Annotated in this window: 24 protein-coding genes; 10 read left to right on the top strand and 14 right to left on the bottom strand. The window is 66.3% G+C overall.

Annotation, left to right across the window (positions count from 1 at the left end; translation table 11 throughout):
- Positions 1-129: 129 nt before the first annotated feature.
- Positions 130-561, top strand: a complete 432-nt coding sequence (locus tag ACVT6V_RS19755; RefSeq protein WP_489895722.1) for a PPOX class F420-dependent oxidoreductase — start codon at positions 130-132, stop codon at positions 559-561.
- A gap of 29 nt (positions 562-590) precedes the next feature.
- Here ACVT6V_RS19755 and ACVT6V_RS19750 read toward each other — a convergent pair whose 3' ends face one another.
- From ACVT6V_RS19750 to ACVT6V_RS19730, 5 genes are all read right to left on the bottom strand, one after another.
- On the bottom strand, positions 591-2,225 hold the full coding sequence (locus ACVT6V_RS19750; protein ID WP_489895720.1) for an alkaline phosphatase D family protein: 1,635 nt from the start codon (positions 2,223-2,225) through the stop codon (positions 591-593).
- Between the two features lie 88 nt (positions 2,226-2,313).
- Entirely contained in the window at positions 2,314-3,270 is a 957-nt protein-coding gene (locus ACVT6V_RS19745) for a M28 family metallopeptidase (RefSeq protein WP_489895718.1), read from the bottom strand.
- Entirely contained in the window at positions 3,267-3,578 is a 312-nt protein-coding gene (locus ACVT6V_RS19740) for a hypothetical protein (RefSeq protein ID WP_489895716.1), read from the bottom strand. Before ACVT6V_RS19740 ends, ACVT6V_RS19745 begins: the two co-directional genes overlap by 4 nt.
- A 7-nt stretch (positions 3,579-3,585) precedes the next feature.
- Positions 3,586-4,500 (bottom strand): zinc metalloprotease, encoded by a 915-nt coding sequence (locus ACVT6V_RS19735; protein WP_489895714.1) that lies wholly within the window; start codon positions 4,498-4,500, stop codon positions 3,586-3,588.
- A 9-nt stretch (positions 4,501-4,509) separates the two neighbouring features.
- Positions 4,510-6,546: a DNA/RNA non-specific endonuclease gene (locus ACVT6V_RS19730; protein WP_489895712.1), complete on the bottom strand. Its 2,037-nt coding sequence runs from the start codon at positions 6,544-6,546 to the stop codon at positions 4,510-4,512.
- A 216-nt stretch (positions 6,547-6,762) separates the two neighbouring features.
- Between ACVT6V_RS19730 and ACVT6V_RS19725 the strand changes: the two genes are divergently transcribed.
- Together ACVT6V_RS19725 and ACVT6V_RS19720 are read left to right on the top strand one after the other, a co-directional pair.
- Entirely contained in the window at positions 6,763-7,098 is a 336-nt protein-coding gene (locus tag ACVT6V_RS19725; protein WP_489895710.1) for a hypothetical protein, read from the top strand.
- Positions 7,098-8,189, top strand: a complete 1,092-nt coding sequence (locus tag ACVT6V_RS19720; RefSeq protein WP_489895708.1) for a DUF2332 domain-containing protein — start codon at positions 7,098-7,100, stop codon at positions 8,187-8,189. Before ACVT6V_RS19725 ends, ACVT6V_RS19720 begins: the two co-directional genes overlap by 1 nt.
- An 83-nt stretch (positions 8,190-8,272) precedes the next feature.
- Here the strand turns inward: ACVT6V_RS19720 and ACVT6V_RS19715 are convergent, their stop codons facing one another.
- Positions 8,273-8,548, bottom strand: coding sequence for a DUF4242 domain-containing protein (locus tag ACVT6V_RS19715; RefSeq protein ID WP_489895706.1), 276 nt, complete (start codon positions 8,546-8,548; stop codon positions 8,273-8,275).
- Between the two features lie 134 nt (positions 8,549-8,682).
- Here ACVT6V_RS19715 and ACVT6V_RS19710 point away from each other — a divergent pair, with 134 nt between their 5' ends.
- The gene (locus ACVT6V_RS19710; RefSeq protein ID WP_489895704.1) at positions 8,683-11,253 is read left to right on the top strand and encodes an ATP-binding protein; all 2,571 of its coding nucleotides are present in this window, start codon (positions 8,683-8,685) and stop codon (positions 11,251-11,253) included.
- 61 nt (positions 11,254-11,314) lie between these two features.
- On the opposite strand, the gene ACVT6V_RS19705 is transcribed toward ACVT6V_RS19710, so the two are convergent.
- Positions 11,315-12,568 carry a wax ester/triacylglycerol synthase domain-containing protein gene (locus ACVT6V_RS19705; protein ID WP_489895702.1) on the bottom strand — a complete coding sequence of 418 codons (1,254 nt, stop codon included), beginning with the start codon at positions 12,566-12,568 and terminating at the stop codon, positions 11,315-11,317.
- 286 nt (positions 12,569-12,854) lie between these two features.
- Here ACVT6V_RS19705 and ACVT6V_RS19700 point away from each other — a divergent pair, with 286 nt between their 5' ends.
- Positions 12,855-13,373, top strand: a complete 519-nt coding sequence (locus ACVT6V_RS19700) for a hypothetical protein (protein ID WP_489895700.1) — start codon at positions 12,855-12,857, stop codon at positions 13,371-13,373.
- Between the two features lie 249 nt (positions 13,374-13,622).
- On the opposite strand, the gene ACVT6V_RS19695 is transcribed toward ACVT6V_RS19700, so the two are convergent.
- From ACVT6V_RS19695 to ACVT6V_RS19685, 3 genes are read right to left on the bottom strand one after another with little or no spacing between them, the layout of a single operon-like run.
- Positions 13,623-14,261: a potassium channel family protein gene (locus tag ACVT6V_RS19695; protein WP_489895698.1), complete on the bottom strand. Its 639-nt coding sequence runs from the start codon at positions 14,259-14,261 to the stop codon at positions 13,623-13,625.
- Between the two features lie 19 nt (positions 14,262-14,280).
- On the bottom strand, positions 14,281-15,657 hold the full coding sequence (locus tag ACVT6V_RS19690) for a TrkH family potassium uptake protein (protein ID WP_489895696.1): 1,377 nt from the start codon (positions 15,655-15,657) through the stop codon (positions 14,281-14,283).
- Positions 15,658-15,694: 37 nt separating this feature from the next.
- Positions 15,695-16,540 carry an isocitrate lyase/PEP mutase family protein gene (locus ACVT6V_RS19685; protein ID WP_489895694.1) on the bottom strand — a complete coding sequence of 282 codons (846 nt, stop codon included), beginning with the start codon at positions 16,538-16,540 and terminating at the stop codon, positions 15,695-15,697.
- Positions 16,541-16,564: 24 nt separating this feature from the next.
- Here ACVT6V_RS19685 and ACVT6V_RS19680 point away from each other — a divergent pair, with 24 nt between their 5' ends.
- Positions 16,565-16,732, top strand: coding sequence for a hypothetical protein (locus ACVT6V_RS19680; RefSeq protein ID WP_489895692.1), 168 nt, complete (start codon positions 16,565-16,567; stop codon positions 16,730-16,732).
- 139 nt (positions 16,733-16,871) lie between these two features.
- The gene (locus ACVT6V_RS19675; RefSeq protein ID WP_489895690.1) at positions 16,872-17,210 is read left to right on the top strand and encodes a hypothetical protein; all 339 of its coding nucleotides are present in this window, start codon (positions 16,872-16,874) and stop codon (positions 17,208-17,210) included.
- 48 nt (positions 17,211-17,258) lie between these two features.
- Here ACVT6V_RS19675 and ACVT6V_RS19670 read toward each other — a convergent pair whose 3' ends face one another.
- The 4 genes from ACVT6V_RS19670 to ACVT6V_RS19655 form a co-directional block, all read right to left on the bottom strand.
- Positions 17,259-17,471 (bottom strand): DUF2255 family protein, encoded by a 213-nt coding sequence (locus ACVT6V_RS19670; RefSeq protein WP_489895688.1) that lies wholly within the window; start codon positions 17,469-17,471, stop codon positions 17,259-17,261.
- A gap of 174 nt (positions 17,472-17,645) precedes the next feature.
- The gene (locus ACVT6V_RS19665; protein WP_489895686.1) at positions 17,646-18,431 is read right to left on the bottom strand and encodes an alpha/beta fold hydrolase; all 786 of its coding nucleotides are present in this window, start codon (positions 18,429-18,431) and stop codon (positions 17,646-17,648) included.
- A 132-nt stretch (positions 18,432-18,563) separates the two neighbouring features.
- A complete protein-coding gene (locus ACVT6V_RS19660; RefSeq protein ID WP_489895684.1) occupies positions 18,564-20,039 on the bottom strand; it encodes a multicopper oxidase family protein in 1,476 nt (491 codons plus the stop codon).
- The gene (locus ACVT6V_RS19655; RefSeq protein ID WP_489895682.1) at positions 20,036-20,299 is read right to left on the bottom strand and encodes an SHOCT domain-containing protein; all 264 of its coding nucleotides are present in this window, start codon (positions 20,297-20,299) and stop codon (positions 20,036-20,038) included. The genes ACVT6V_RS19660 and ACVT6V_RS19655 overlap by 4 nt, the downstream gene beginning before the upstream one ends.
- Before the next feature lie 210 nt (positions 20,300-20,509).
- On the opposite strand from ACVT6V_RS19655, the gene ACVT6V_RS19650 reads away from it, so the two are divergent.
- The 3 genes from ACVT6V_RS19650 to ACVT6V_RS19640 all read left to right on the top strand — a co-directional run bounded on the left by ACVT6V_RS19650 (position 20,510) and on the right by ACVT6V_RS19640 (position 23,284).
- Entirely contained in the window at positions 20,510-20,974 is a 465-nt protein-coding gene (locus ACVT6V_RS19650) for a nitroreductase/quinone reductase family protein (RefSeq protein ID WP_489895680.1), read from the top strand.
- A gap of 237 nt (positions 20,975-21,211) precedes the next feature.
- Positions 21,212-21,676 carry a DUF8821 family protein gene (locus tag ACVT6V_RS19645; RefSeq protein ID WP_489895678.1) on the top strand — a complete coding sequence of 155 codons (465 nt, stop codon included), beginning with the start codon at positions 21,212-21,214 and terminating at the stop codon, positions 21,674-21,676.
- A 216-nt stretch (positions 21,677-21,892) separates the two neighbouring features.
- Positions 21,893-23,284, top strand: a complete 1,392-nt coding sequence (locus ACVT6V_RS19640) for an IS1380 family transposase (protein ID WP_489895676.1) — start codon at positions 21,893-21,895, stop codon at positions 23,282-23,284.
- Positions 23,285-23,496: the final 212 nt, after the last annotated feature.

The following is a 23,496-nucleotide window of genomic DNA, read 5'->3' as shown; positions in this document are numbered from 1 at the left end:
GTCCAGTGGACAACGAATGATGTCACGGCACCAGAGGAGAGGGCCCCGCCATCGGGTGGGACGAAGGTCCTGCACGGACAACGTCCACCTCGGCGGAATGACTCGGTCGGTGCCCGGGTTGGCATGGACATGGCTGCCACAGATTTCGATCCGCGCACGCTCATCGCCGACACCAGGATCGGCGTCCTGGCCACCATCAGGTCGACCGGGGTGCCGCAGCTGTCGCCGGTGACAACGGTCTACGACCGGGACACCGACACCATCTTCGTCTCGATGACCGAGGGACGCGCCAAGACCGCAAACCTCCGTCGCGATCCGCGCGCGGCGATCGAGTTCACCGGGCCGGACGGCTACACATGGGCGACCGCCGAAGGCAATGTCAGTCTGATCGGGCCGGGTACGGATCCGAACGGACCCGAAGTGGATGCCCTGGTCGACTATTACCGGCGTGGCGCGGGTGAGCATCCCGACTGGGACGAGTACCGCGCCGTGATGGTGTCGGACCGACGAGTGCTCATGGCACTCGAGATCAGTCATGTCTACGGAGCCAAGCTGCGATGAGTGCAGGCCCGCCGGCGACGTCGGCGGCCTCAGTCGGTGAGTGAGCGTCTCGCGATCGTGGCGAGGCCCCGGTCCTCGGTTGGTTGTTCGAACACGACCTCGGCGTCACGGCCAGTTGTGCGCAGTGTCGCGATCGTGTTGCCGAACAGCGGCCCGGCGGTGTTCGCCCACTTCAGCGGCAGTGTGGGTGCGCCGACGTGCCGTGCCCATACCCGGGTCAGCCGCGCCATCCGTGGCGACCAGCCGTGCTGGAACACCGGCTTGACGTAGCCGGGCACATGATTGTGGACCGGCGAGCAGACGAGTTGATGGACCACCGCCGTTGTGCCGCCCGGAAAGTCGGCCCGCGCCGCATAGCTGTGGTGCACGTCGCCGGAGAGGACAGTGATCGTTGCCGGTCCGGATGATCCGCGGGCGACGCCGTGGATCAGATCGCTCAACCTCAGAAACGAGTTCATGAACGCCGGCCAATGCTCGAAGTCGGTGGCGCGACGAATCTTCTCACCGATCCTGCCGTGCCGGCCGGGACGGGCGGCCGCGATCTCGTTGATCGTCTGCAGGTCGCCGATCGCCGGCGGCATCAGCCACGGCAGCGACGAGCCCAGGATCAGATGATCGACCTGGTCCAGGTCGTTCGTGACCTGATCCTCGAGCCACCCGAACTCGCTGTCACTCAGCATCTTCCGATGTCGGCCGGTGAGAACGCGGCCGTTGCGTGAGTCCACCATGACCAGGCGATTGCGTCCCAGATCCCATCGATAGCTGAACCGTAGCCCCTTGTCGGCGGAAGTGTCCGAATCCGCGTGGTCGGCAAGATCGACCAGAAGGTCCCAGCAGTCGCCCTTGGCTTCGAGAATGCGCTGATAAGTGTCGTCGCGCGCGAGTTCGTCGGGGCTGAGATTGCCCAGGTGCTGATACACCCAATACGAGGCGAGTCCGGCGCGGATGCGATCTCGCCACCACGGTAGCTCCTGCATGTCAGAACGCCAGGAAGCCGACGTGTTCCAGTCGTCACGGATGTCGTGGTCGTCGAAGATCATCGCCGTCGAGACGGTGGACAGAATCCACTGGATCTCCCGATCGCCCCAGGTGTGTCGATAGAGGCCCTCGTACTCGGAGAAGCTGACGACTTCATCCGGCGGACGCTTCGCGCTTCTTCTGGGGCTGCGGTCGCGACCGGCGAGTCGTCTGCGGGCGTCCGGGGTCAACTCGTCGGCGTACACCTGGTCGCCGAGCAGGATCAGGGCGTCCGGCCACTCATCGGCAGGGTGTTCGGCCAGTCGCCGCGCGTAGCAGTCGAGTGCGTCGAGTCCGTTCTTCTTGTCCAGGGCGGCATCGCCGGATTTCGGGAATCGGCAGGATCCGAACACCACGCGCAGGTGGTCGGCGCGCGCAGGCCCCCGCGTACGGATCACGCTCGGCGGGTACGGAGAGGCGGGGTCGGGCCACACCTGTCGGCCGTTGAGATTCACCTGATACTCAGTGGTCGAATCCGGGGTGAGGCCGGTGATCACGACCAGCGCGTAGTGGCAGCCCTCGACGGCGAATGTGCGGGCACCACATCCCAGCACCTCGACGTCGGCCGCCTCGTCGGTCTGCACCCAGACTGTTGCGGTGGTCTCGCCGACATGGCGCAGGATCGGTCCGAGTACGAGCGACGACATCGGTTCAGCCTAGTGCCATCGGCTGTGAGTGAGCCTTGTCGATGACATGTTCTGAGTTCGGCGGCCTGACGAGCAGCGGTTCACGCCACTACACCTCGCGCGGGCGTCGCAGATGCGCTGCTGCCACGGCCAGATTCATCCTCAGAATGGCCATGGCCAACCCGACGTCGACCTTCGTGAGTACATCGTTCTCGGTGTGTACGTCGGTGTTGGTGTCGTCGTCGGCCTCGATCGTGAGCACCGCGGGAAGCCCGGCGTCGATGAACGGGACGTGGTCGCTGGCGAACGGGTTCGTCGACGTCGTGACCGTGAGTTCTGTCCAGGTGGCAGCGGAGGTGGCGAGTTCGTCGATCAATGTCTGCGACGCCGGCGCGCCCTCGATCAGGACGCCGGGTTCGGCGGTGTTGCGTCGCGCGATCATGTCCATGTTGATCACTGCGGTGAGGCGGTCACGTTCGGTGTCCGCGAGTTCGTTCACATAGTCGATGCTGCCGAAGAGTCCTTGCTCTTCGCCGCCGAACAGGATGAACCGGACATCGTTGCGCCAGGTCTGGCTGGTGAGCACACGCGCAAGTTCGAGTACCCCCGCGGACCCGCTCGCGTTGTCGTCGGCGCCCGGGGCCGGCAGATCCGCGCCGCGTCGGTTCACCGAATCCAGATGTGCGGAGATCACGACCAGGCCGCGGTCGTCGCCGGTTCCGGGGTACTCGGCGATGCAGTTCTCGCTGTGCCCGCCCGGGATGGCGAATGTCGTTCGGGTGATCCGACATCCGAGGTCGGATAGGACTTCGGCGACTTTCGGCAGGACTATCCGGAACTCCGGGCTCGCCGAGTGCCGCGTGATCGGTGCCGCGATCTCCGCATGGGTGGCGGTGTAGCGCTCGGCCGACAGTTGCTCGAGCAACGCCGCGGTGACGTCGTCACGTTCGCGGGCCACCGGGCTCGGCCGGACCAGCTCCGAGGTCGCGCGAAGGGCCGCCGCTTGTCGGCAGCTGTGTGCAGACGGGCCCAATTCTGTTGTCGCGGTGTCGGATGGAGTGGTCACTGGTCGTCCCGCGGGTCGAGTTCGAGGCGATCGGGTCCGAGGTGGACGAGTCGCAGGGTCCGGGTGGACCCGGCCGGGTCGCTGATGTCGAGTCGTTCGAGATTGTCGTCGGCCGTCCAGGTCCCGGTCGTGGGCTCGGGCGCATCGCCCCGTCCCAGCCCGAACTCGGTACAGGTTCCGTCGGTCTGCAATTCGATACCGCGGCGCCCGCGGGCCGGTGGGAAGTCGAAACCGTCGGGCCGGTACACCCGGATGTGATCATGGTCCTCCTCGAAGGAGTGCCACCATCGTCGGCACAGTTCGCTCATGTGCGCCTCAGACGCCCGACCACAACGGCTTGCGCGCGTCGTGCAGACACGCGCGCATCCGCGCGACCTGCCCGGCGGTGAACATCACCATCACATCGTCGTCGACGTAGTCCATGTAGTCCATGAACAGGTCGCCGTTCGGCCCGTTGTGACAGCTGACCTTGGGAAACGTCGGCTTGCCGACGTTCTCCGATCCCTGATTGGGCGTGTCGTCGACCTCGTCGGAGCCGCCGCAACCGGTGCCGTCATCGCCCCAGATGTGGAACAGGTTGAGGTAGTGGCCGACTTCGTGGGTCGTGGTACGCCCGAGGTGGAACGGCTGCGTGGCCGTACCGGTCGTGCCGAATGCGGTGTAGGTGATCACCACGCCGTCCGTCTCGGGCGGGCCGCCGGGAAACTGTGCGTAGCCGAGCAGACCGCCGGAGAGTTGGCACACCCAGATGTTCAGGTAGCGATCTGCCGGCCACGCGTCGGCGCCGCCCGAGGCGACCGACTTGACCGCGTCATCGGTGCCGAAGGTGTTCCGGCCGGTCTGGGTGCGCGTGATGCCGTCGGTGGGGTTGCCGTCCGGGTCGATGGACGCGAGATGGAACTCGACCCGCGCGTCGGCCACCAGGGGTTCGAACACGTCCGGTACCGAGGACACATCGGGATTCGTGGCGCGATAGTCGCGATTGAGGACGTCGATCTGACTGTGGATCTGGTCATCGGAGATGTTCTGGACGGCAGTACGGTGCACCACGTGGACGACCACCGGGATCTGCAGGATCTCGTCGGTGGTGCGTTCGAGGCTGACGAAGCGGATGGTCTCGTTCTCGAGTGATGAGCGCGCGGCCCGATACTGTGCCGACTCGGTCAGCAGGCGGCGGTGGATCTCCATCGTCGCGCACTGGCGCACGAGGGGTGGTTCGATGCTGGTCATGATCTTTCCTTAGCAGAGGATGAGGTCTTGGGGGCGGAGCAACTCACGTGCGTCGCCCGCCGACTCCAGGTGTGCTAGTGGGTCGGCGGCGACGTACTGGTCCAGACCGAGTCCGGTGAGGTCGCCGATGCGGCGAACCGGAACCTGATAGGTCCGGTAGGCGCCGTAGGAGAATGCTTCCGGACCGGCAGCGAACTCCTCGAGCAACGCTGCCTGGCTCAGGAGATAGCCGGTGGACGCCTGGGTGCCGTCGGCGGTGACAATGGAGACGACCTTCCAGAACTGTCGGGGGAGCGCTATGCCCCGGTAGGGCGGGTCGTCGTCGGCGAGTACCGGTCCGGTGAACACGCTGACCTTCAGGCCATGGGCGGCGCTGTTGCGGAGAACGTAGTCCTCCAAACCCAGCCAGAGTGTCCGGCCTGCGTTGAAGTCGTGGTGTTGTGGTGTGCAGTTGGTGAAGTGGAAGGTGTCGTCGTTGGCCGCCTTGGCATTCGGGCCCCACGCCGGATCGAGGCGACGGACGAGGTGTCCCCGGTCGAGGTCGTTGTTCGTGTAGACACTCTCATCGGTCTGCTCGTCGGCGGGCAGCCGCGGATCGCGGATCCAGCGGTCGCTCTCGCGTCGAATGTCGGCGGCCTGATTTCCGTCGATGTTGACCGCGGTGAACAGTGCCATCCGCCTGCGGCGGTTCATCACCACGCTGTAGTGGTGATAACGCAGTTCGCCGGAGGCGACGTCGACCAGGTCTGCGCCGACGGTCGGTAGCGGCGCCGAGGAGCCCAAGAACATCGGGTCGTACCCTTCGCGCGCGGAGTAGTCGGGGTCGATGGTGACCGCCTCGGCGACAGCGGGTTCCGGAACCGTCGTCGGTACCGCTCCCGGTGCGTACGGTTCACCGAGGCGCACGGTGACCTCGATCGGCACCCGGAGGGTGACGGTCCCATCGGGCGCGGGTGGGGTCACGGTTTCCGGTGCTGTGCGCGGCTGCACGGTCACCGGGGAGTGCGACGCAGTGGGCGTGACCGGAACATCGTTTCGGCGCAGTTCGTCGACCAGCTTCTGTTGATCAGCCGGGAATGTCCTGGCGGAGATGAAATCCAGGATGCTGCTCACCCGGACTCCTTCGTTCAGGAAGCCGCCGAACTCGGTTCGCCCGGGCGCGGGCACGCTGGCGTGGTGAAGCGCGACGACCTCCCACTGGTCGTTGAACACGGGGGATCCCGACGAGCCCGGTTCGGTGTCGGCACTGTAGTGGACGAAGCCGGCGGGAATGTCGACGATCTTGTTCTCGCGCAGCACGATCTGCTTCTTGCGCCCACCCGGATGTTGCACGATGGTGATGTACTCGCCGATGATGACCGTGCCCTGGTCCGCGGTGAGGTGGTTGAACCCGTACTGGCGAAACAGGTCCGGGTCGCCCGCCACGGCCACGAGGGCGAAATCGTGTTGCCGGTCCGCGAGGAAGAACCGGTCGGGATCCAAGCCGAAGGTATGCGATCTCAGCTCTGTTCCGCCTGGTCCGTCCTGGTAGTCGAACTCGATCCGACTCGTGCGAGCGGTCTGCGCATCGGGCAACACGTGGTGGTTGGTGAGCAACAACGTGGGGGAGACCATCGAACCCGTACCGTAGCCCTGCAATCGACCCGACAGGACACCGATCTGGACCCGGCCGATCGCGCGGCTGGCGAGAACGCCATCGTCGAGGTAGCGCACACCGAGGAAGTCGGCGGTGTTGATGATCTTCTCGAGGTCCGCCCCGGGGAGGTCCATGATCGCGGCAGCCTGCTCGACGCCATCGGTCACCGATGGCTGCGGACTGATGATCGTGTCGGCGGGCGTGTAGTAGTTGGCTATGCGCGCCAGTCGCTGCGTGATACGTTCTGGGTCATCGGCTTTCGCAAGTCCGTCGGCCTCGTCGAGAACACGGCTGTGCTCACCTCGCGGTCTGGCGCGTTCGCGGAGTCGACGTTCGGCGGCCGCCACCTGGAGATCGTGTTCGTTGTCGAACGCGGACGGATGCGCGGGGATGGGCGAGATGATCGTCATGGCGGTACCTCGGCTCGCTGGAGTCCAATGAGATCGTGAAAAGTATGCGACGGGCGCCGTGAACGCCGCGTGGGTAGCGGGCTACTCCAATTACGTACGTACCGCAGAACCGATCGATCGAGTAGTACAGGCCGAGGCCGCGGTCTTGACGCATGCGGCCCCGGGCCCTGCAATCGGATGAGACATCCCACAAGCCGACAGGAAAAGGGAGAGCTGATGTCCAACCGCCAGTATTCCGCCGACAAGACCGCCGTCGAACGGTTCGGTGCTCCTGTGACGATCGACGAGCACACGACTTTCATCCCCGTCTCACGCCGCGGCCTGCGGGGCAGGCCCGTCGCAGTGGGCGCCTTCACCGTGACCGACGGTGCCACCACGTGGACCCCGATCGTCGATGGTGGACGAGTCGCACTGATCGGAGTGATCACCGGCCTCGTCGCGGCAACGCTCGGTTCGGCCGCGGTCCTGCGCCAGCCACCGTGGCCGCGTCTGACGACTGTGCCGCACGCCGTCCACAAGTCGGGCATCGGCCGGCAGGAGAGCGGCGGGTGATGGCGACGACATATGCGCTTGCCGAGCTGTATCGCCGTTTCGGAGAGACCGAACCAGCCGACGGTTCGGCGCTGTACGCGCGGATCGCGACGGCGGTCAGCAGGTCCGCGGCGGCACTGCGCGCCATCGAGGCGGCACCGGCTCGCCGACGTCGCCCCGCCGTCGTTCTCGCCGTGCTGCACGATCTGGCGCTGAGCGGACACGCCCCCGCACTCGCCGATGCGTATGCCACCGCCGACGGGGATGCTGCCGCCGCCGCGGCGATCGACACTCTGGTGCGGCTGGACGACTCCGTACTCGCGGCCGCCGCGCGCCGGACGATTCGGAGCGGCGAGACCGGTCACTGCGCCGTGCTCTACCCCGCGATCGCCGAGGCGGCGCGCCGCACCGGCGCAGCCAGGGTCGGGCTGATCGACGTCGGCAGGTCCGCCGGACTGGATCTGAATGTCGATCGCGTGAACGTCAGCTACAGCAACGGGCAAACGCTCGGTGTCCTGTCGTCACCGGTACAGATGACCGCATCGATCGTGGGGGACAAGGGTGTTCCGGCGACGCCGATCCCCGAGGTCGTTTCGCGGATCAAAGTGGATGAGGATCCGATCGATGTCACCGACGAAGGTGACACCCGCTGGTTGCGTGCCTGCCTGCCACCCGATCAGGCCGACTCTGCGGCGAGGCTCGACGCGGAGATCGCATTGGCGGCAGAGACACCGCCGCTCCTCGTCCGAGGTGATGCGGTCGACGTGCTGTCCGCCGCCATCGCCCGCGTACCCGCGGACGCCGTGCCGGTCGTCATGACGGCCTGGGCACTGTCGCAACTCAGTGTGGAGGGTCGTCTGCGTTTCCTGCAGAGTCTGGACGGGGCAGCAACCGCGCGGTCCGTTGCCTGGGTGTCGGTGGAGGGTGTGGGAGTCGCGCCATCGATACCGACATTCGGTGACCGTCACGCCTCTGGTCACAGCATCATCGGTCTGGCGATCGTCGAGCATTCCTGCCTGCGGAGCGAGGCCGTCGGCCGCTGTTGGTCGAAGGGCCGCGTGCTGGCGTGGCTCGCCCGTCACGAGGACGCCTCGGACGCCGCTGGTCTGTAGCCCGCACCACCACAGCACACCCGCGCTCCACCGTGGCTTTCGGTGGCCTCGTGGAGCGCGGGTTGTGCCCTTGCGGTCAGCCGTCAGCGATCAGCCGTCTGTGGGCCGAACTCGGACGACACCTCGGTGACCGTGGTGCACGGGAAGCCGGCGCGGCGTGCATGCTCCCAGACGCTGGCCTCGTCCGCGGTCTCGTGAACGCAGTAGACCTTGTCGCCCGCTGCGAAGCTGGTGATCCATCGATACGGAACGCCGAGGGTTTCCACGGTCGCGTTGGACGTGCGCGCGATCTCCGCGAGCGCGGCGGTGTCGAGATCCTTGGCGCCGGGGAATTCGCGTTCGATGACGAAGGTTTTCATGGTCGGTCTCCTTGTTCTCGGAGGGTGGATGTACTCGACCAGCGTCGTCCTCGGCGAACATCCCTCACATCGGGAGTTGCTCCCCATCTTCGGTGGTCTTGTGTGCTGGTCAACGCGATGCCTATCGTCTATTCGTGGCCCTCATCGAGCGCGACGAAGAGCTGACAACGCTCATGGCACGCGCCGATCGGGCACGTGGCGGTGAAGGCGGTGTCGTGATGGTGACCGGCGAGGCCGGCGCCGGCAAGACAGCGTTCGTGGAAGAGTTCGTGCGGCAGTCCGCAGGTGACCTTCGGGTGTTGTGGGGTGCCTGTGACCCTTTGGAGACCCCGCGGCCGCTGGGCCCACTCTTCGACGTCGTCGACGCCCTCTCCCCGGAGACCCGCGAGACGTTGCGCGGGGCCGAGCATGCCTACGACATCTTCGACGCCGTGACGCTCGATCTCGCGTCGACGCCGACTCTGCTGGTCATCGATGACGCGCACTGGGCTGATCAGGGCACCACCGACTTCCTGCGGCACATCCTGCGGCGCATCCGCGACTTCACCACCCTGGTGGTGATCACCGCGCGTCGTGACGAGGCTCCGGGACAAGCCGATGCGGTGCGACTCCTCCTGGGTGACGTCGCGCGTTCTTCGTCGGCCATTTCGATTCCGGTACAACCACTGTCGGTCGACGGTGTCACGCAGCTCATCGGCGACCGTCACCTCGATGCGACGACTCTGCACAGACTCAGCGGCGGAAATGCCTTCTTCGTCACCGAATTGCTGGACCACGACGGCGACGACCTGCCTGCCACCGTGCGCGACGCGATCCTGGCTCGCACCGTCGGGTTGGACACCGGCTGCTGGGACGTGCTGAACCTGTTGGCATGCTCACCGGGCGCCGTACCAGGCCAGGTGATGGCGACGCTGGGCGCCAGCGGTGAGGCCTTGGCGCGCCTGAGTGCTGCGCATCTGGTCCGCAGCACCGCGCGTGGCGTCTCGTTCTGGCACGATCTGTGCCGCCTGGCGGTCGTGGACGTGATACCACCGGGCGCCGAAGTGGGCCTGCACCGGCGCTTGATCAGCGCGTACGACGCCGTGGGAGATCCCGATCCCGCCACGATCGTCCACCACGCACAGGGTGCCGGGGATCATGCCCGTGTGCGTGCCGCTGCTGCTGCGGCCGGACGCGCCGCCGCTCGCTCGGGTGCACATCGCCAGAGCGCGGACTTCTTCCGGACAGCTCTCGCAGTCCAGGATGGCGCCGGCGCCGACGACACCGAACTGTTGGAGTTGCTGGCGGCGGAGTTCTACCTGATCGATCGGCTCGAGGATGCGATAGATGCGTGCGAGCGGGCGCTCGATCGCCGTCGCGCGGCCGGCGACGTGCCCGGCATGAGCGCCGACCACAACGCACTGGCAATCTATGAGTGGTACAACGCCAATCGCGAACGCGCCGATCACCATGTCGCCCAATCGATCAGTGTGTTCGACGGGTCAGACCAGGTTGCCGCCCCCTTGGGTCATGGATTCGCGATGCGGGCGTTTCTTGCACTGCACTCGGCCTCCGTCGCCGTGGCACGCGAGCACATCGAACGTGCTCGCCGCGTATCCGAGGTCGTCGGCGAGCCGGGGCTTCGCGCACGCATCGAGATCATCGACGGTATGTGCGACGTGCTGGCCGGTGTGCCGGGTGGTCGCCAGCGCATCTTGAAGGTCCTCTCCCACGCTCCCGAACACCTGGATGAGATCCATTCCAGCGGCTACAGCAATCTCGCCTACTTCGACGTCGAGCAACGTCGCTTCGACGAGGCGGCGGATCTGCTGGCGATCAGCATCGACATGACCATCGACAATGATCTCCCGGTGTGTCGTGTGTGGCAGTTGGGTGCCCGCGGTCGCCTCGAATTCCTCAGCGGCCGTTGGGATGAGGCCCTGGAAGACTGTGCGGTGGTGCTCGACGGACCGTCGGCACCGCTCGCTCGGCCCTGGCCGCTACTCGTCCGTGGTCTCGTCGCCCTGCGTTCTCGCGGCGAGGGTGGCGACGAGTTGGATCGGGCGTGGGAGTTGAGCGTCTGCTACGGAGGGCCGTTGCGCATCGTCCCGGCGGCGACCGCGCTTGTCGAGCGTATGTGGCTCACCGGCTCGGCGGATGCGAGGAGCGGTGAGTTCGCGCACCTTGCTGCCCACGGAGGCGACGGATTGCAATGGGGAAGAGGAGATCTGGCCGTCTGGCTGGGGCGCGTGGGGGTCGAGGTGCAGCCGGCCGACATGGCACCGCCCTACGCGGCCTATGTCGCCGGCGACATCCTCGGAGCCGCCCGAATGCTGCAGGAGCGTGGTCTGGAGTTCGATGCGGCGGTGGCCTTCACCGAGACCGGAGATCCGTCCTGTGTCAGCAAAGGTCTCCTGACACTCGACAGGCTCGGCGCCCACGCGACGGCCGGCAAGATCCGACGGGATCTCCGTTTGAACGGAATGACCGCGGTCCCCGCGCGACGGCGGTCTGCGACCGTGGCCAACGCGGCGGGGCTGACCAAGCGGCAGGTCGAGGTGCTGGCATTGATGGGCGAAGGTCTCACCAATGCTGAACTGGCGGAACGCCTCTATCTTTCGGAGAAGACGGTCGATCACCATGTGTCGGCCATCCTCACCCGCCTCGAGGTGCCGAACCGGCGTGAGGCGGTCCGCCGCGGGCGGGAGGTCGGCGTCATCGATTGACTGCTCGCCAGAACTCCGGGAATCGAGGTCGGGCAGCAGGTTTCGGCTGTCGCCGGGCCGTTCAGTGGGGGTGGCCCGGAGCGAGCGTGGTGACGGCGTTGACCTCTGTGTTCAGGGCATCGGCGAGGGTGTCGGCAGGGATTGCCGCGGCGGTGTGTGATCCGAAGGACAACACGCCGGCATACGACGCGGCGACCACGCTGATCCGGACGTTGCCGCCGAGCATCCCTACGCCGTGCATCTCGAGCAGGGGTGCTCCGTCGAACGTCAGTGTCTGTTCGGGTCCCGGGACATCACTCGTGACGAGGCCGATCCTGCGCTGGTGTCGGCTGTAGCGGTCGAACTGTCGCATCATCCAACGGCTGTTCACCGGTGGGAAGGTGCCGGCACGATGCGCGTCCGCGATGGCCACCGCTGCCACCCTGTGGATCTGGCGGATTCGTTCGGCGCGATCGTCGATGCGCAGCGGGAGGGGCACGATCGCGGACCCGATCGCATTGCCCTCGCCACCGCGGCGGCGCAGTGCCACCGGAACGGAAACGGTCACCGACGCAGGTGGATTCTCACCGAGGGAGCCGAGGACCGTGCCCACGGCCCCCGCCACCACGGCCAGGACCCCGTCGTTGATGGTGCCTTGGGCCGTGGCCACACCGGCACGGAAGGCAGCGAGATCGACGTCGGCGAATCGAACCGCGCGAGGCCCATCGGTGGGACCGAGCAGCACGCTGGAGGTCGGCACCTTCGCGCCGGTGGCCACGCGCCACAACTGCCCGAGGCGACCGTGGCCGCCGGCCGTCGCATCCGTCGCATCTGTCGGTCTGACTCGCGCGGTGAGGGACGTCGTGTCAGCAAGTGCGGCAACCCCAACGGCCGCGGCCAGCCCGTCGGCGACGGCGTGGTGAATGCGGATGACGATGCCTGCGCATCCGGGACTGATGCGAGGGACCAGGAGAATCTCCCAGAGCGGATGTGCGTGGTCGAGGCGACGGGCGATGCACGCCGCACAGAGGTCGGTCAGGCTCGTTGCGTCGACCGAGCGGATGTGATGGGTCGGCTCGATCGTGGTGTCCTGCCATCGCCACACCCGTCCGGACCTATTGGCGAGCTGTCCGAGTCGGGGTACGGCCTCGGCGCGGGTGATGAGAACATCCCGTGCGCGGTCCAGATCGACGGTGCCGTCCGGCAGGACGAATCCGCCCGGCCCGAGGCGACCGGCCAACATGAACGTGTTGACCCGATCCTCGGTGTCGAACACCAGATTCGCGACGTCGGTGGGGGAGATGACGTCGCGGCTCGGTGGACGCTCGGTGGTCACCGTTCGATTGTCCATCAATGCCCGGCCCCCCGGAGCAGCATCGCCGTCGGACGGGGCGCGCAGTGGCAGCCGACGTCGGGATAGCGCGCGATCTCCCCATGCACGATCGCCCACACGCCGGTCGAAATGTGGGGAGCTTTTCCCGATTCGCCCGGATCGATCTGCGGCAATGCTGATGTCGGCGCTTCCACCAGCCGGAGCGCCCCAGCTGCTGGTCGACCGGCCGCACCTGGGCAAGTGGTCACCGAAGCACTTGCGTCACCATCCACACTGCAGGAGAAAACAAATGAGCTTTCCGAAGTTCACCGGACGTTTCGGAACCATGGTGGGGGCCGTCGCCATCGCCGCCGGACTGGTCACCGTCGGGTCGGCCGGCCTTGCCGATGCCGCACCGCGGGCGACGGGCACGCGCCTGTCGGTGTACGCACCCGATGCATACAACATCCGGGTCACCATCGAAGGCGTCTTTCCGATGAGCCGGATCGATGCCGAGACCATCATCCAGTACATGAACGACCAGCGTGCCGGGGGAGTGACCTACACCCTGAAGGCCGACGATCCCGGTACCGACGACGTCGTCTTCGAACGACTCGCCACCGGAACGGGCAGCATGCCCGGCGGGCATCTGCTCGCCACGGATCAAGGGCTGAGCTACCTGAAGATCATGCTCGTCCCGCGCGAATACATGGACGAGGATCACAACGCGTTCGACGACACCGACGAGATCTACGCACAAGTGCATCTGCACTATGCCCAGGGAGGGGATCGATACGGCACGAGTCCGGTTGTCGCGCGGAACTACTGAGCGGTGCGTACAAACCGGGTTCTGCCGGTGAACCGGATCGGGGCGTCCACGCGCTTCAGCGGGCCAGTGCGGCGCCTCGATCGGCGTCGCTGTCGACACTGGACCGACGTCGCCGACGTTCAGGTCGGCTTCGAGACGGTCGATGTCTCCGGTGCCCGGAATGAACACGGTGCTGCGCGCATGGACGCACGAGGTCGATCTCTGCCGGTGTCGCGAGGAGTCCGACCGTGCGCCCTGTGGGCCAGGTGATTATCGCTGGTTGGAGAACCTCTCGGCCTGCGCCACCTCGCCCGACACGATGATCGTGTCCTCGCTGGACAGAATTGTGTCCGGGGTGGCGTAGGTGAATCGGCTTCCCTGGTTCTTCACCGCCACAACCGTGACACCGAACTTCTGCCGGATCGAGGAATCTGCCAACTTCTTTCCGACAAGCCAGGCAGGAACATCGGTCTTCACCATGGCGAAGTCATCGTCGAACTCGATGTAGTCCATCATCTGGCCCCGGACGAGGTGGGCGACCCGCTTGCCCATGTCATGTTCGGGACGGACGACATGATCCACACCGATCTGACGGAGAATGCGGGCGTGGGCATTGGTCACCGCTTTGGCCCACACGACAGGTACCGCGAGGTTGATGAGTGCCGACGCGGTGAGCAGGCTGGCTTCCAGGTCGTGACCGATCCCGACCACCGCGCGGTCGAACTCGGGTACCGACAGCTGCCGGAGTGTCTCCTCGTCGGTGGTGTCGGCGGCCACCGCGTGGGTGAGCTGGTGCGACATGCGTTGGACGACCGACTCATCGGCGTCGAGTCCGAGGACCTCGGTGCCCTGGGCCATCAGTTCGATGGCAAGCGATTCTCCGAACCGGCCGAGGCCGAGTACGACCACGACGTCGGATGAGGGTCTCCTAGCCAATGAAGGGCCTTTCCGTGGGAAGGGTGTACCGGCGGTCGCGTTGACGCGCTGCCAGCGAACTGACCAAGGTGATCGATCCGATGCGCCCCAGGTACATCAGCACCACGAGGATCACCTGAGCCCACCCCGGTAACAGCGCGGTGATCCCGGTGGACAGTCCGACCGTCGCGAAGGCCGAGGTGACCTCGAACAGCACGGCGTCGAGATCGAAATCGGTGCCGGCCATCACCAGCATCGTCGGCACCATCACCAACGCCACCCCGAGCAGTGCGACCGCGAGTGCCTGCCGGATCACGCGGCCGTCGATCCGTCGATCGAATGCGGTGACCAAGCGGTCTCCGCGTGCCTCGGCCACGATCGCGAACAACAGCAGGACGAAGGTGGTGACCTTGATGCCGCCGGCGGTCCCGCCGCTCCCACCGCCGAGGAACATCAGCACGTCGGTGGCCAGCCAGGTCGCATGGTCCATCTGGGCATAGTCGACGCTGTTGAAGCCGGCCGTGCGCGGCATGACTCCCTGGAACGTCGCGACCAGGATCTTGGCGCCGAAGTCGAAGCCACGCAACGTGCGAGACCATTCCAGCACCAAGACGATCAGAGGGCCGGCGATGAGGAGGAACGTGGTCATCGTCACCGTCAGGCGCGTGTGCAGGCTCCACCGCCGCCTATGACCGCGCACTCGCCGGCCCACTTCGACGAGAACCGGGAATCCGATGCCGCCGAGGATGACCGCGACCATCAACGGCACACAGATCCAGGGGTCGGTGGCAAACCCGATCATGTTGTCGCCGAACAGGGCGAAGCCCGCATTGTTGAACGCCGAGATCGAATGGAACACGCCGAGCCACAGTGCATATCCGACCGGCTCGTGATAAGCGACGGCGAACCGCACCCACAGACATGCCGCGATGATCGCCTCGATGCCCAGACTGACCCGGACGACACTGACGACGACACTGCGTACGTCACCGAGTCCGGAGGCGCGCACCTCGGCGGCGGCGTTCAATCGGGCGCGCAACCCGATGCGGTTGGCCAGGATCAGGCCGACGACCGACGCGAGCGTCATGATCCCGAGGCCGCCGATCTGGATCAGACCGAGGATGACGACGTGACCGAAGGTCGACCAATGCGATTCGGTGTCGACCACGGCCAGTCCGGTCAGACACATCGCCGATGTTGCCGTGAACAATGCCTGCAACACGCTGGTGTGCAGCCCGGGATTGGTGGCCGCGGGCACCAAGAGCAGCAGTGTGCCGACGATGATCGCCGTGGCGAAGCCCAACGCGACCAGTCGCACCGGGGTCAAGGTGCTCGCCGCGGGTCCGCGCCGTGCCGGTGTCCGCGACGAGGATTGGCTGGCGTCGTCCACGATGGTTCAGCGTAATGCCGGATGCCGTCACGATGGGTCAGGACGTGCCCGGAAGGTTCCGAGTTGCCGCCGTGTCGAGGAGGCTGCCGAGTTCCGCGAACGAGATCCCCGTCGTTGCGCTCGCGATATCACCGTCGCCCAACGCTGCGACCGCTTCCTGCAGCGACGCGGCGAGGTGGGCATAGAGCGCCATCCCGGTGCTGATGCGTTTGACCCCGGCCGCGGCGAGTTCGGCGACCGGGGGCCTCTCGGACTTGGTGCCGACGACGATGTTCACCGGCTTCGGGGATACGGCTGCGACGATCGCCCGCACAGCCGCCGTGTCGGGCGGGAACGGCGCGTACAGGACGTCGGCACCCACCTCGGCGAACGCCGTCAGGCGACGGATCGTGTCGTCGAGGTCCATGCGGCCCTGGAAGAAATTGTCCGTTCGACCGGTGAGCACGATCCGCCCCCGCGCCACACGCGACGCGGCGCTCACCCGGGCCACGGCGTCGTCGAAGTCGCGAATCGGGTTGTCGGGGTCGCCGGACGAGTCCTCGACGCCCACTCCGGCAAGGCCGGTGTCGATGCAGGCGTTCACCGTCGCGGCGACGTCGTCGGGTGTCTCGCCGTAGCCGTCCTCGAAATCACCGTTGATGGGTAGGCCGCTCACGTCGATCAGAAGCCGTGCATGTGCAAGGTGCTCGGCGGCGCTGACCGCGTGTCGCCCGTCGCGTCGGCCCAGAGTGGCGGCGTAAGCGGCCGATGAGGTGGCCAATGCTCCGAAGCCCGCGTGTTTGCAGATCAGCGCCGACAGTCCATCCCAGACATTGGGCATCACAAATGCCCCGGGCCGCTGATGCAGTGCCAGGAACTGTTCATAGTGCTGGGCCTGAGTCATTGTGCCCTCCTGGCGCTGTGGCGGATGTTGCTGCCGAAGCTGTCCCGCTTGTGCGTCATTCTCTCGCGATCAGAGGGTCGCCGTCCGGAAACGGCCGATTGCGAGTCCACGGCGATCACCACGGTGCCGGACGACCACGGCATCACCTTCGCCCGAGCCGCGGAACTGCTCGCCCCGATCATCGACAAATGAGGCGTCCCAGCGGTGATCTGGCACCAGCACAGCTCGCCCGCCGCCCGGCCCGATCCCGAGAGTGGCTACGCGGCAGGCCATGTCGAGTGCCCTCACGGGGTTCGGGTCAGGCAGCTCGGCTCCGGGTTACCGTGGGTGCATGCCCACACCGCACTTCGAGTTGCTGGTGATACCTGACTGCCCGAATCAGCAGATCGCCCACGATCTCCTCGTCGACGTGTTGGGCGAGCTCCACCTGGATGCGACCTCGGTTGCCACCATCGTGCTCGGGTCCGACGACGACATCGCTGCGCACCCCGCATTCGCCGGATCCCCGACCATGACCGTCAACGGGATCGATCCCCTGGCCCCGGACGGCACGGTCGCCGAGTCCCTGACCTGCCGCAGGTACCTGACGGACGCCGGATACGACCGCGTTCCGGGGCGCGAGCAACTCATCACCGCGATTCGACAGTTGCTCGACGAGTCCGCTGAGTGAGCAGGTGCAGATCGACACCGCGCCAATGTCTTCCAGCCAGTGGCTGATTCAGCGGGCGTCGAGCGGGACGAGTTTCAGCGTCGCCGCTGCCGCCTGGTCGCCGACCATCCGGGCAACCGTCGCCTCGCCGTAGCGACCGTATTTCGCACGGTACGCTGCGTCGATATCGGCGCGCAGAGCAGCAGTGCCGGTACCGAGATCCTCGATCTCGACGTCCGCCTCATATCCGTCGACGCGGACGCGTGCTCGGCGCGAGCGCACCGCGCTTCCGAACCACCCCGTCCGGCGTCGGTACCACGTGCGGACGTAAACCTCACCGCTGTGGCGACCGTCCAGATCGGAACCCAATCTTGCAGCGATCCGTCGGCGCGCCGTGCGGCGATCAGAAGCTCGTCCGTGACGGCGATCCGGTGCAAGTCCTCGGAGGTCCACATCTCACGCATTCTCCTGGTTATCGTCGAGAAATCGCCGGATCAGGGTGAGACACGGTTCGGTGAGGCCGTGGTCGACCGAACCGGTGTCGGTGCTGCCCAGGTAGTCGCCGTGGCCGGCGGGGAGGATGAGGGCGCGCCCATGAGGCGTCAGCTGCGCCATACGCACGGTGTGCTGGGGGAGAACCACATCGTCGTCGCCACTGACGTAGAGGACCGGTTGGGTCACGGTCGCGAGATCGTCGTCATCCCAATCGGTGAATCCACGCATCAGTGAGACATCAAGGTCGAACATGCGTTTCAGGTCAGCGGGGTCGGGATTGATGGCGCCATAGGCCTCGGCCAGCACCGTGGGCATCGAGTCGATCGTCGGGTCGCCGAAGTTGCCCCAGAACCCCTCGATCATGCCGTCGCGCCGGTAGAACCCGGACGCGACGACGACGCGCCTCACGAAGTCGGCGTGGCGCATGGCGAACCGCAGCACGGTCGGTCCACCGTTGCTGAAGCCGATGACGTCGACGCGCGGCACATCGAGTTTCCGCACCACCGCGGCGATGTCGTCGGCGGAGTTCTCGAACGTGTATGGCCGCTCCGAGTGTGGGGTGTGACCATGCCCTTGCAACTCGACGCCGATTACGAGCCGGTCCGTTGACAGCAGCGGGATCGCCGCGCCCCAGTTCGACCCGATCGTGCCGGCACCTCCGTGCACGAGGACCAGCGGTGTCCGGTCGCCGAGTTCGCCATAGGTCTCGTGATACAGCTCGACAGTGCGCATTGGTCCTCCGGTCATCGATCGTCATCTCTTGCCAAGACCGACTTGCCAAATGGGTTCCACTCATCGGTCGTCGGCGATCATTGTCGGCTGTTGATGAAACCCGTGGGTGTCCGAGCGTCTCTGAGATCGGGGCCGCCGCGCTGACCATCATCGGGCCTGGATGACGCCCATCATCCCCAGGTCCTCGTGGTCGAGGATATGGCAGTGGTACACCGTTTTCCCGGGAAACCGGTCGAACGCGATCCGGACCGTGATCGACTGGCGCGCAGGAACGTCGATGACATCGCGGACGTCGACGGCGGTCACGTCCGACCCGCCTTCACGGATCAGCTGCATGGGCCAGATGTGCAGGTGGAACGGGTGATTCATGGGGGACCTGTTGACGATGGTCCACTCTTCGACGGTGCCGGTGCGCACGGCCTGGTCGATCCGTTCGTGATCGAACGCGCGACCGTCGATGACGAATCGCATGCCGCCGCCACCTGCCATGCCACCGCCACCTGCCAGGCCACCGCCTATGCTCAACGTCAACGTGCGGGCAGCATCAGCGGGGCGGTCGCGCAGATCCGGCGGCGCGGTTGACGTCGAATCGGCGACAGCGGACGGCGCGGCTGCGGCATCAGGTACCACCGACAGCACTGTCGATTCGGGGGAGGTGGTGGATTGTCCACTCATCATGCCCATGCCCACCTGGCCGCGGTCGACGGCGGCAGCGATCAGATCGGTCGGCGCCGACGGCACCGTGACGACGAGATCGGCTCGACTGCCGGGTGGCAGCAGCAGCCGATCGGTGGGCACCGGCGCCGGGAGGCGCGCGGAATCCCGGCCGCGCAATCGGGCGCCGAAGTCGGACAGTTGCAGATCCAGGTAACGACTCGAGCAGGAATTGATGAGCAGCAGCCGTTCGTTGCCGCCGGCGCGTGAGTGGAGGGCAGGGGCGATCCGACCGTTGGTCAGCAGGGTCTTGCCCGTGCGCCCGGCCATCCGCTCGGCGCCGGAGACGGTGGCGACGCCGCCGTCGCCGATGGTCACATCGGAGACGACGACGATGCGCGGCGGCGCTGTCGCCCAGTCGTCATCGTCGACGATGATCGCGCCGTACAGCCCGGCGAACAGCTGATCCGCGACGGTGCCGTGATGGTGGGGGTGATACCAGCAGACCGCGGCCGGGTGGTCGTCGGGAAGGTGGATGTCGTAGTCGAAGGTGTCGCCGGGTTCGACGCGAATGAACGGGTTGTCGCTGTTGCCGGCGGCGGACACCACGAGACCGTGGGTGTGGAGATTGGTGGGTCGGTCGAGTCCGTTGTGGAGGTGCACGCGCAGGTGGTCGCCCGGCCGGAGGTGGAGGGTCGGTCCCGGCACGGTGCCGTTGTAGCTGAGCATCCGCACTGTGTCGCCGTCGATCGAGACGTCGGTCTCGGCGATCCGCAACTCCAGGTCGAGGGCGCCATCGGTCGATGACAGCACCGGTGGCTCGCCCCATGCGGCGCCCGATCCGCCGGCCGCCGTGTCCGGCCCCGACGACCGGGTTCCGAGCACCAGGCCGGTCGCCCCGGCAGCCACGGCGCCAACCCCGAGCACTCCCAGCGTCAGCGCCTTCCGGCGACTGATCGGCTGGCTCATCGGCCCTGGATGATGCGGAGGCGGGCGGTGAACTCCTCGGTGTCTATCTCTCCGCGCGCATAGCGCTCCTCGAGAATCGTTTGCGCTGGACTCCCGGCGTTCGACGGGGAAAGCGGCTCTGACGCGTTGGCAGACGGCGGGGTGCTGTCACGTCGGACGAGTCGAACCGCGACGTAGACGATCACTGCCAGGCCGACGACAATCAGCGCCATCGACACCCAGCCCATACCGGAACCCATCGCGCCCGTACTTCCCATCATGTGCTGGTTGCCTCCTTTCGGAACGTGGGTATCGGGCCACGCGGCCCATATACCCTAGGGGGTATATGGGCAAGCCTACGCGACACGTGTTTTCCGCCGATACTGCATCGCGGATGCGATGCGCGAAGGCCGACGGCACTGGCGCTGGAGTCGCCGGTCGAGTGACCTACGGCTCTGGCCGTGTCAGGTCTCGAGGGCTGAGATGAAGATATGTCGATTCATATCTTTTCGGAGGACCAGAAGACTCGGATCGAGCACGCCCTGGACACCAAGTCCGTGGCATTCGGAGTGTGGCTGTACCGGCGCACTCGCGGTCGGATCACCTCGCTGTGGCGGCGCCGCGCTATCGTCCTGACCACCACCGGCCGCCGGTCGGGGCGTCCTCGCACCGTTCTGGTGCAGGTCTTCGAGGACGGCGTGGACCTGTTTGTCGTCGCGGCGAACAGCGGGATGGCGACGCCGCCGGGCTGGTACCACAACCTGAGCGCCGACCCGTCGCTCGTCGGCGAGTTGTACGGTCGCCGAATGCGATTGCGTGCCGAACCGCTCTCCGCTGACGAGGCCGTGGACAGATGGCAATGGATCCTCACGATCGCGCCCGACTACGACCGTTACGAACGCAGGCTCGGGCGGGTGCCGCCGATCTTCCGGCTGGTTCCCGACCCGGGGGTGTGACGGCTCGACCGGGCGAGCTTTGGGTCTCGAGAGACCTGGCGAGTGCCGGCGGTCTGCCCCGCTCGCGCAGGCTTCACTTTGGCATGCCGCCGGCGATTGTTTAAGTCCTAGAACCCTCGATGACGCAGATCGGCGGCGATTCGACGTCGAAGCTGGCAGGGTTGGGGGATGACGCGGTCGACCCGAAATGACTTGACACTCGGGTGGCACTCACCGGACGGGAAGGAAAGAAAGGCCATGGCCTACGCGGTAGATTTCACAGACGTCTCGACCATCGGACTCGAATCGTCGCCGGTCGTCGATGCGCTGGCCGGGCTACGGGCCAACGAAGCGCGCTATTTCAAGAACAAGTACAACCACGTGTTCACCGTCGAACCGGCGGATGAGGCGACCTCGACTGTCGACTGGGTACACCGCATCCTCAAGGAGGAGCGTGACCTCGTCATCGGGTCGCGGCCCCTCGAGGCGACTGAGTTCGAGGTCGACGGCATTCGGATGGCGTATGTCTTTTACGAAAGTGGTCTGTCGATCAACGTGATGTACTCGCTCGAGGATGGGGGCAAGCGCGCGGTCGGTTTCAAGTTGTCCGATGGCATGGAGATCCCCGACGAGCTTGCATCGACCTTCAAGTTCGCGCGGCAGAAGTCAAAGCTCGCCGGCACCATCCGAGGTTCCTACTTCGTCATCAAGAACGCCTACTAGATCACCCTCCGGGGAGGCTGGGAGCGAGCGCGGAGGACCGTCACCCTGAGGAGGTTTGGAGCGCCGTCTCGGTGACTGTCACCCTCGGGTCCCTGAGCCTGGATCCACCGATGTTGTGGGTTGTTGGGGGTGTTGGTGAGACGAAATGCCCTGTCGGAGTGAGAGGATGGGACTTGTCGAAGGTCTGTCCAGTCACTCAGAAAGGGCATCTCGTAGATGCAATTGTGTCATACCGCGCCGGTGCGGTCGGTGAGGTTCGATGACCCGAATTTGCTGGCGGCGGCCGGGGTGGTGCCGGTGATGGCGTTGGCGCATCGCTGCGGGCTCGATGAGCTGGTGGATCAGTTCGTGCAGCTGCCCACCGATAAAGGTGCGCACGCGGGGGCCAAGGTGGCCTCGCTGATCGCCGGGATGGTCATGGGTGCTGACAGTATCGATGACATGGCGGTGCTGCGCCATGGTGCGATGGGCTCGGTGTTCGACCACCCGTATGCGCCCTCGACGTTGGGCTCGTTCCTGCGGGCCTTCACCTTCGGTCATGTGCGCCAGCTCGATGCCGTGGCCTGCCGGCTGCTGGCCGGGTTGTGTGAGACGACCCCGGCCGGTGGTAGCGGCGAGGAGCCGACGATGCTCGACCTCGACGACACCGTGGTGCAGGTCCATGGCTATCAGAAACAGGGCGCCGGGATCGGCTACAACGGCACCCGTGGTCTCAACGCGCTGCTGGCCACGGTGAGCGCCACCGACGCCGCACCGCTGATCGTGGCGCAACGATTACGTGCAGGTCCGGCAGGCTCGGCGCGCGGGGCGGGCAGTCTGCTGACCGAAGCGCTGCACACCGCCGCAGCCTGCGATCACCGCCGGATCCTGGTGCGTGCCGATTCGGCGTTCTACAGTCGCAAAGTCATCGCCGCAGCGCGGCGTGCCGGCGCCCACGTCTCGATCACCGCGCGCATGAACCCCGACGTCAAACGCGCCATCACCCAGATCGACGAGCGCGACTGGACCCCGATCCACTACCCGCGGGCGGTGACCGACCCCGATACCGGCGAGCTGATCTCGGATGCCGAAGTCGCTGAGATCGCGTTCACCGCCTTCGCGTCCGACCCGGCATCCGCGCAGGTGCCCGGACGACTGATCGTGCGCCGCACCCGCGCACTGCGACCCTCGGCCACGCCGGTCGAGCAACAATCCCTGTTTGAGCTGTGGCGTTTCCACGCCTTCTTCACCACCACCCCCAGCGAGGATGCCGACACCGTCACCGCCGACAAGATCCACCGCCGCCACGCCATCATCGAACAAGTCCACGCCGATCTGAAAGCCTCCGCACTGGCCCACATGCCCTCGGGGTGCTTCGCGGCCAACGCGGCCTGGCTGACGTGCGCGGTCATCGCGTTCAACCTCACCCGCGCGGCAGCCTCGATCGCCGGCCCACGCCTGGCCGCGGCCACCACACCCACCATTCGCCGGACCCTGATCCAGGTACCCGCCCGCACCGCCCGATCCGCGCGCACCCTGACCCTGCACCTGCCCGCCGACTGGCCCTGGCACAACGAATGGCAACGCCTGTTCGCAGCCACCCACCACCGACAACCCGCCGCAGCCTGACCTATCCACCCGCCACCCCGGCCCAACACGAGGACCCAGTGAAACAAGCCGAACTCAGAGATCGGCGAATACCCCCTACTCACCACACCTCAACGCGCACAACACAAGTCACGAAAACACAAAAGTCCACCCCACCCACCAATCGGTGGATTCAGGCTGAGGAGGTCCGGAGCGCCAGCGGAGGACCGTCACCCTCCGGTCCCTGAGGAGGT

The organism is Gordonia sp. LMA167 (assembly GCF_058130025.1).
The sequence above is the reverse complement of the archived record's forward strand: the minus strand, read 5'-3'. Positions and strand labels throughout refer to the sequence as shown.

Coding starts and splice junctions, on each gene's coding strand:
- ACVT6V_RS19755 (WP_489895722.1), top strand. CDS start 130: ATGGCTGCCACAGATTTCGATCCGCGCACGCTCATCGCCGACACCAGG.
- ACVT6V_RS19750 (WP_489895720.1), bottom strand. CDS start 2,225: ATGTCGTCGCTCGTACTCGGACCGATCCTGCGCCATGTCGGCGAGACC.
- ACVT6V_RS19740 (WP_489895716.1), bottom strand. CDS start 3,578: ATGAGCGAACTGTGCCGACGATGGTGGCACTCCTTCGAGGAGGACCAT.
- ACVT6V_RS19735 (WP_489895714.1), bottom strand. CDS start 4,500: ATGACCAGCATCGAACCACCCCTCGTGCGCCAGTGCGCGACGATGGAG.
- ACVT6V_RS19730 (WP_489895712.1), bottom strand. CDS start 6,546: ATGACGATCATCTCGCCCATCCCCGCGCATCCGTCCGCGTTCGACAAC.
- ACVT6V_RS19725 (WP_489895710.1), top strand. CDS start 6,763: ATGTCCAACCGCCAGTATTCCGCCGACAAGACCGCCGTCGAACGGTTC.
- ACVT6V_RS19720 (WP_489895708.1), top strand. CDS start 7,098: ATGGCGACGACATATGCGCTTGCCGAGCTGTATCGCCGTTTCGGAGAG.
- ACVT6V_RS19715 (WP_489895706.1), bottom strand. CDS start 8,548: ATGAAAACCTTCGTCATCGAACGCGAATTCCCCGGCGCCAAGGATCTC.
- ACVT6V_RS19700 (WP_489895700.1), top strand. CDS start 12,855: ATGAGCTTTCCGAAGTTCACCGGACGTTTCGGAACCATGGTGGGGGCC.
- ACVT6V_RS19685 (WP_489895694.1), bottom strand. CDS start 16,540: ATGACTCAGGCCCAGCACTATGAACAGTTCCTGGCACTGCATCAGCGG.
- ACVT6V_RS19680 (WP_489895692.1), top strand. CDS start 16,565: ATGTTGCTGCCGAAGCTGTCCCGCTTGTGCGTCATTCTCTCGCGATCA.
- ACVT6V_RS19675 (WP_489895690.1), top strand. CDS start 16,872: ATGCCCACACCGCACTTCGAGTTGCTGGTGATACCTGACTGCCCGAAT.
- ACVT6V_RS19665 (WP_489895686.1), bottom strand. CDS start 18,431: ATGACCGGAGGACCAATGCGCACTGTCGAGCTGTATCACGAGACCTAT.
- ACVT6V_RS19660 (WP_489895684.1), bottom strand. CDS start 20,039: ATGAGCCAGCCGATCAGTCGCCGGAAGGCGCTGACGCTGGGAGTGCTC.
- ACVT6V_RS19655 (WP_489895682.1), bottom strand. CDS start 20,299: ATGATGGGAAGTACGGGCGCGATGGGTTCCGGTATGGGCTGGGTGTCG.
- ACVT6V_RS19650 (WP_489895680.1), top strand. CDS start 20,510: ATGTCGATTCATATCTTTTCGGAGGACCAGAAGACTCGGATCGAGCAC.
- ACVT6V_RS19645 (WP_489895678.1), top strand. CDS start 21,212: ATGGCCTACGCGGTAGATTTCACAGACGTCTCGACCATCGGACTCGAA.
- ACVT6V_RS19640 (WP_489895676.1), top strand. CDS start 21,893: ATGCAATTGTGTCATACCGCGCCGGTGCGGTCGGTGAGGTTCGATGAC.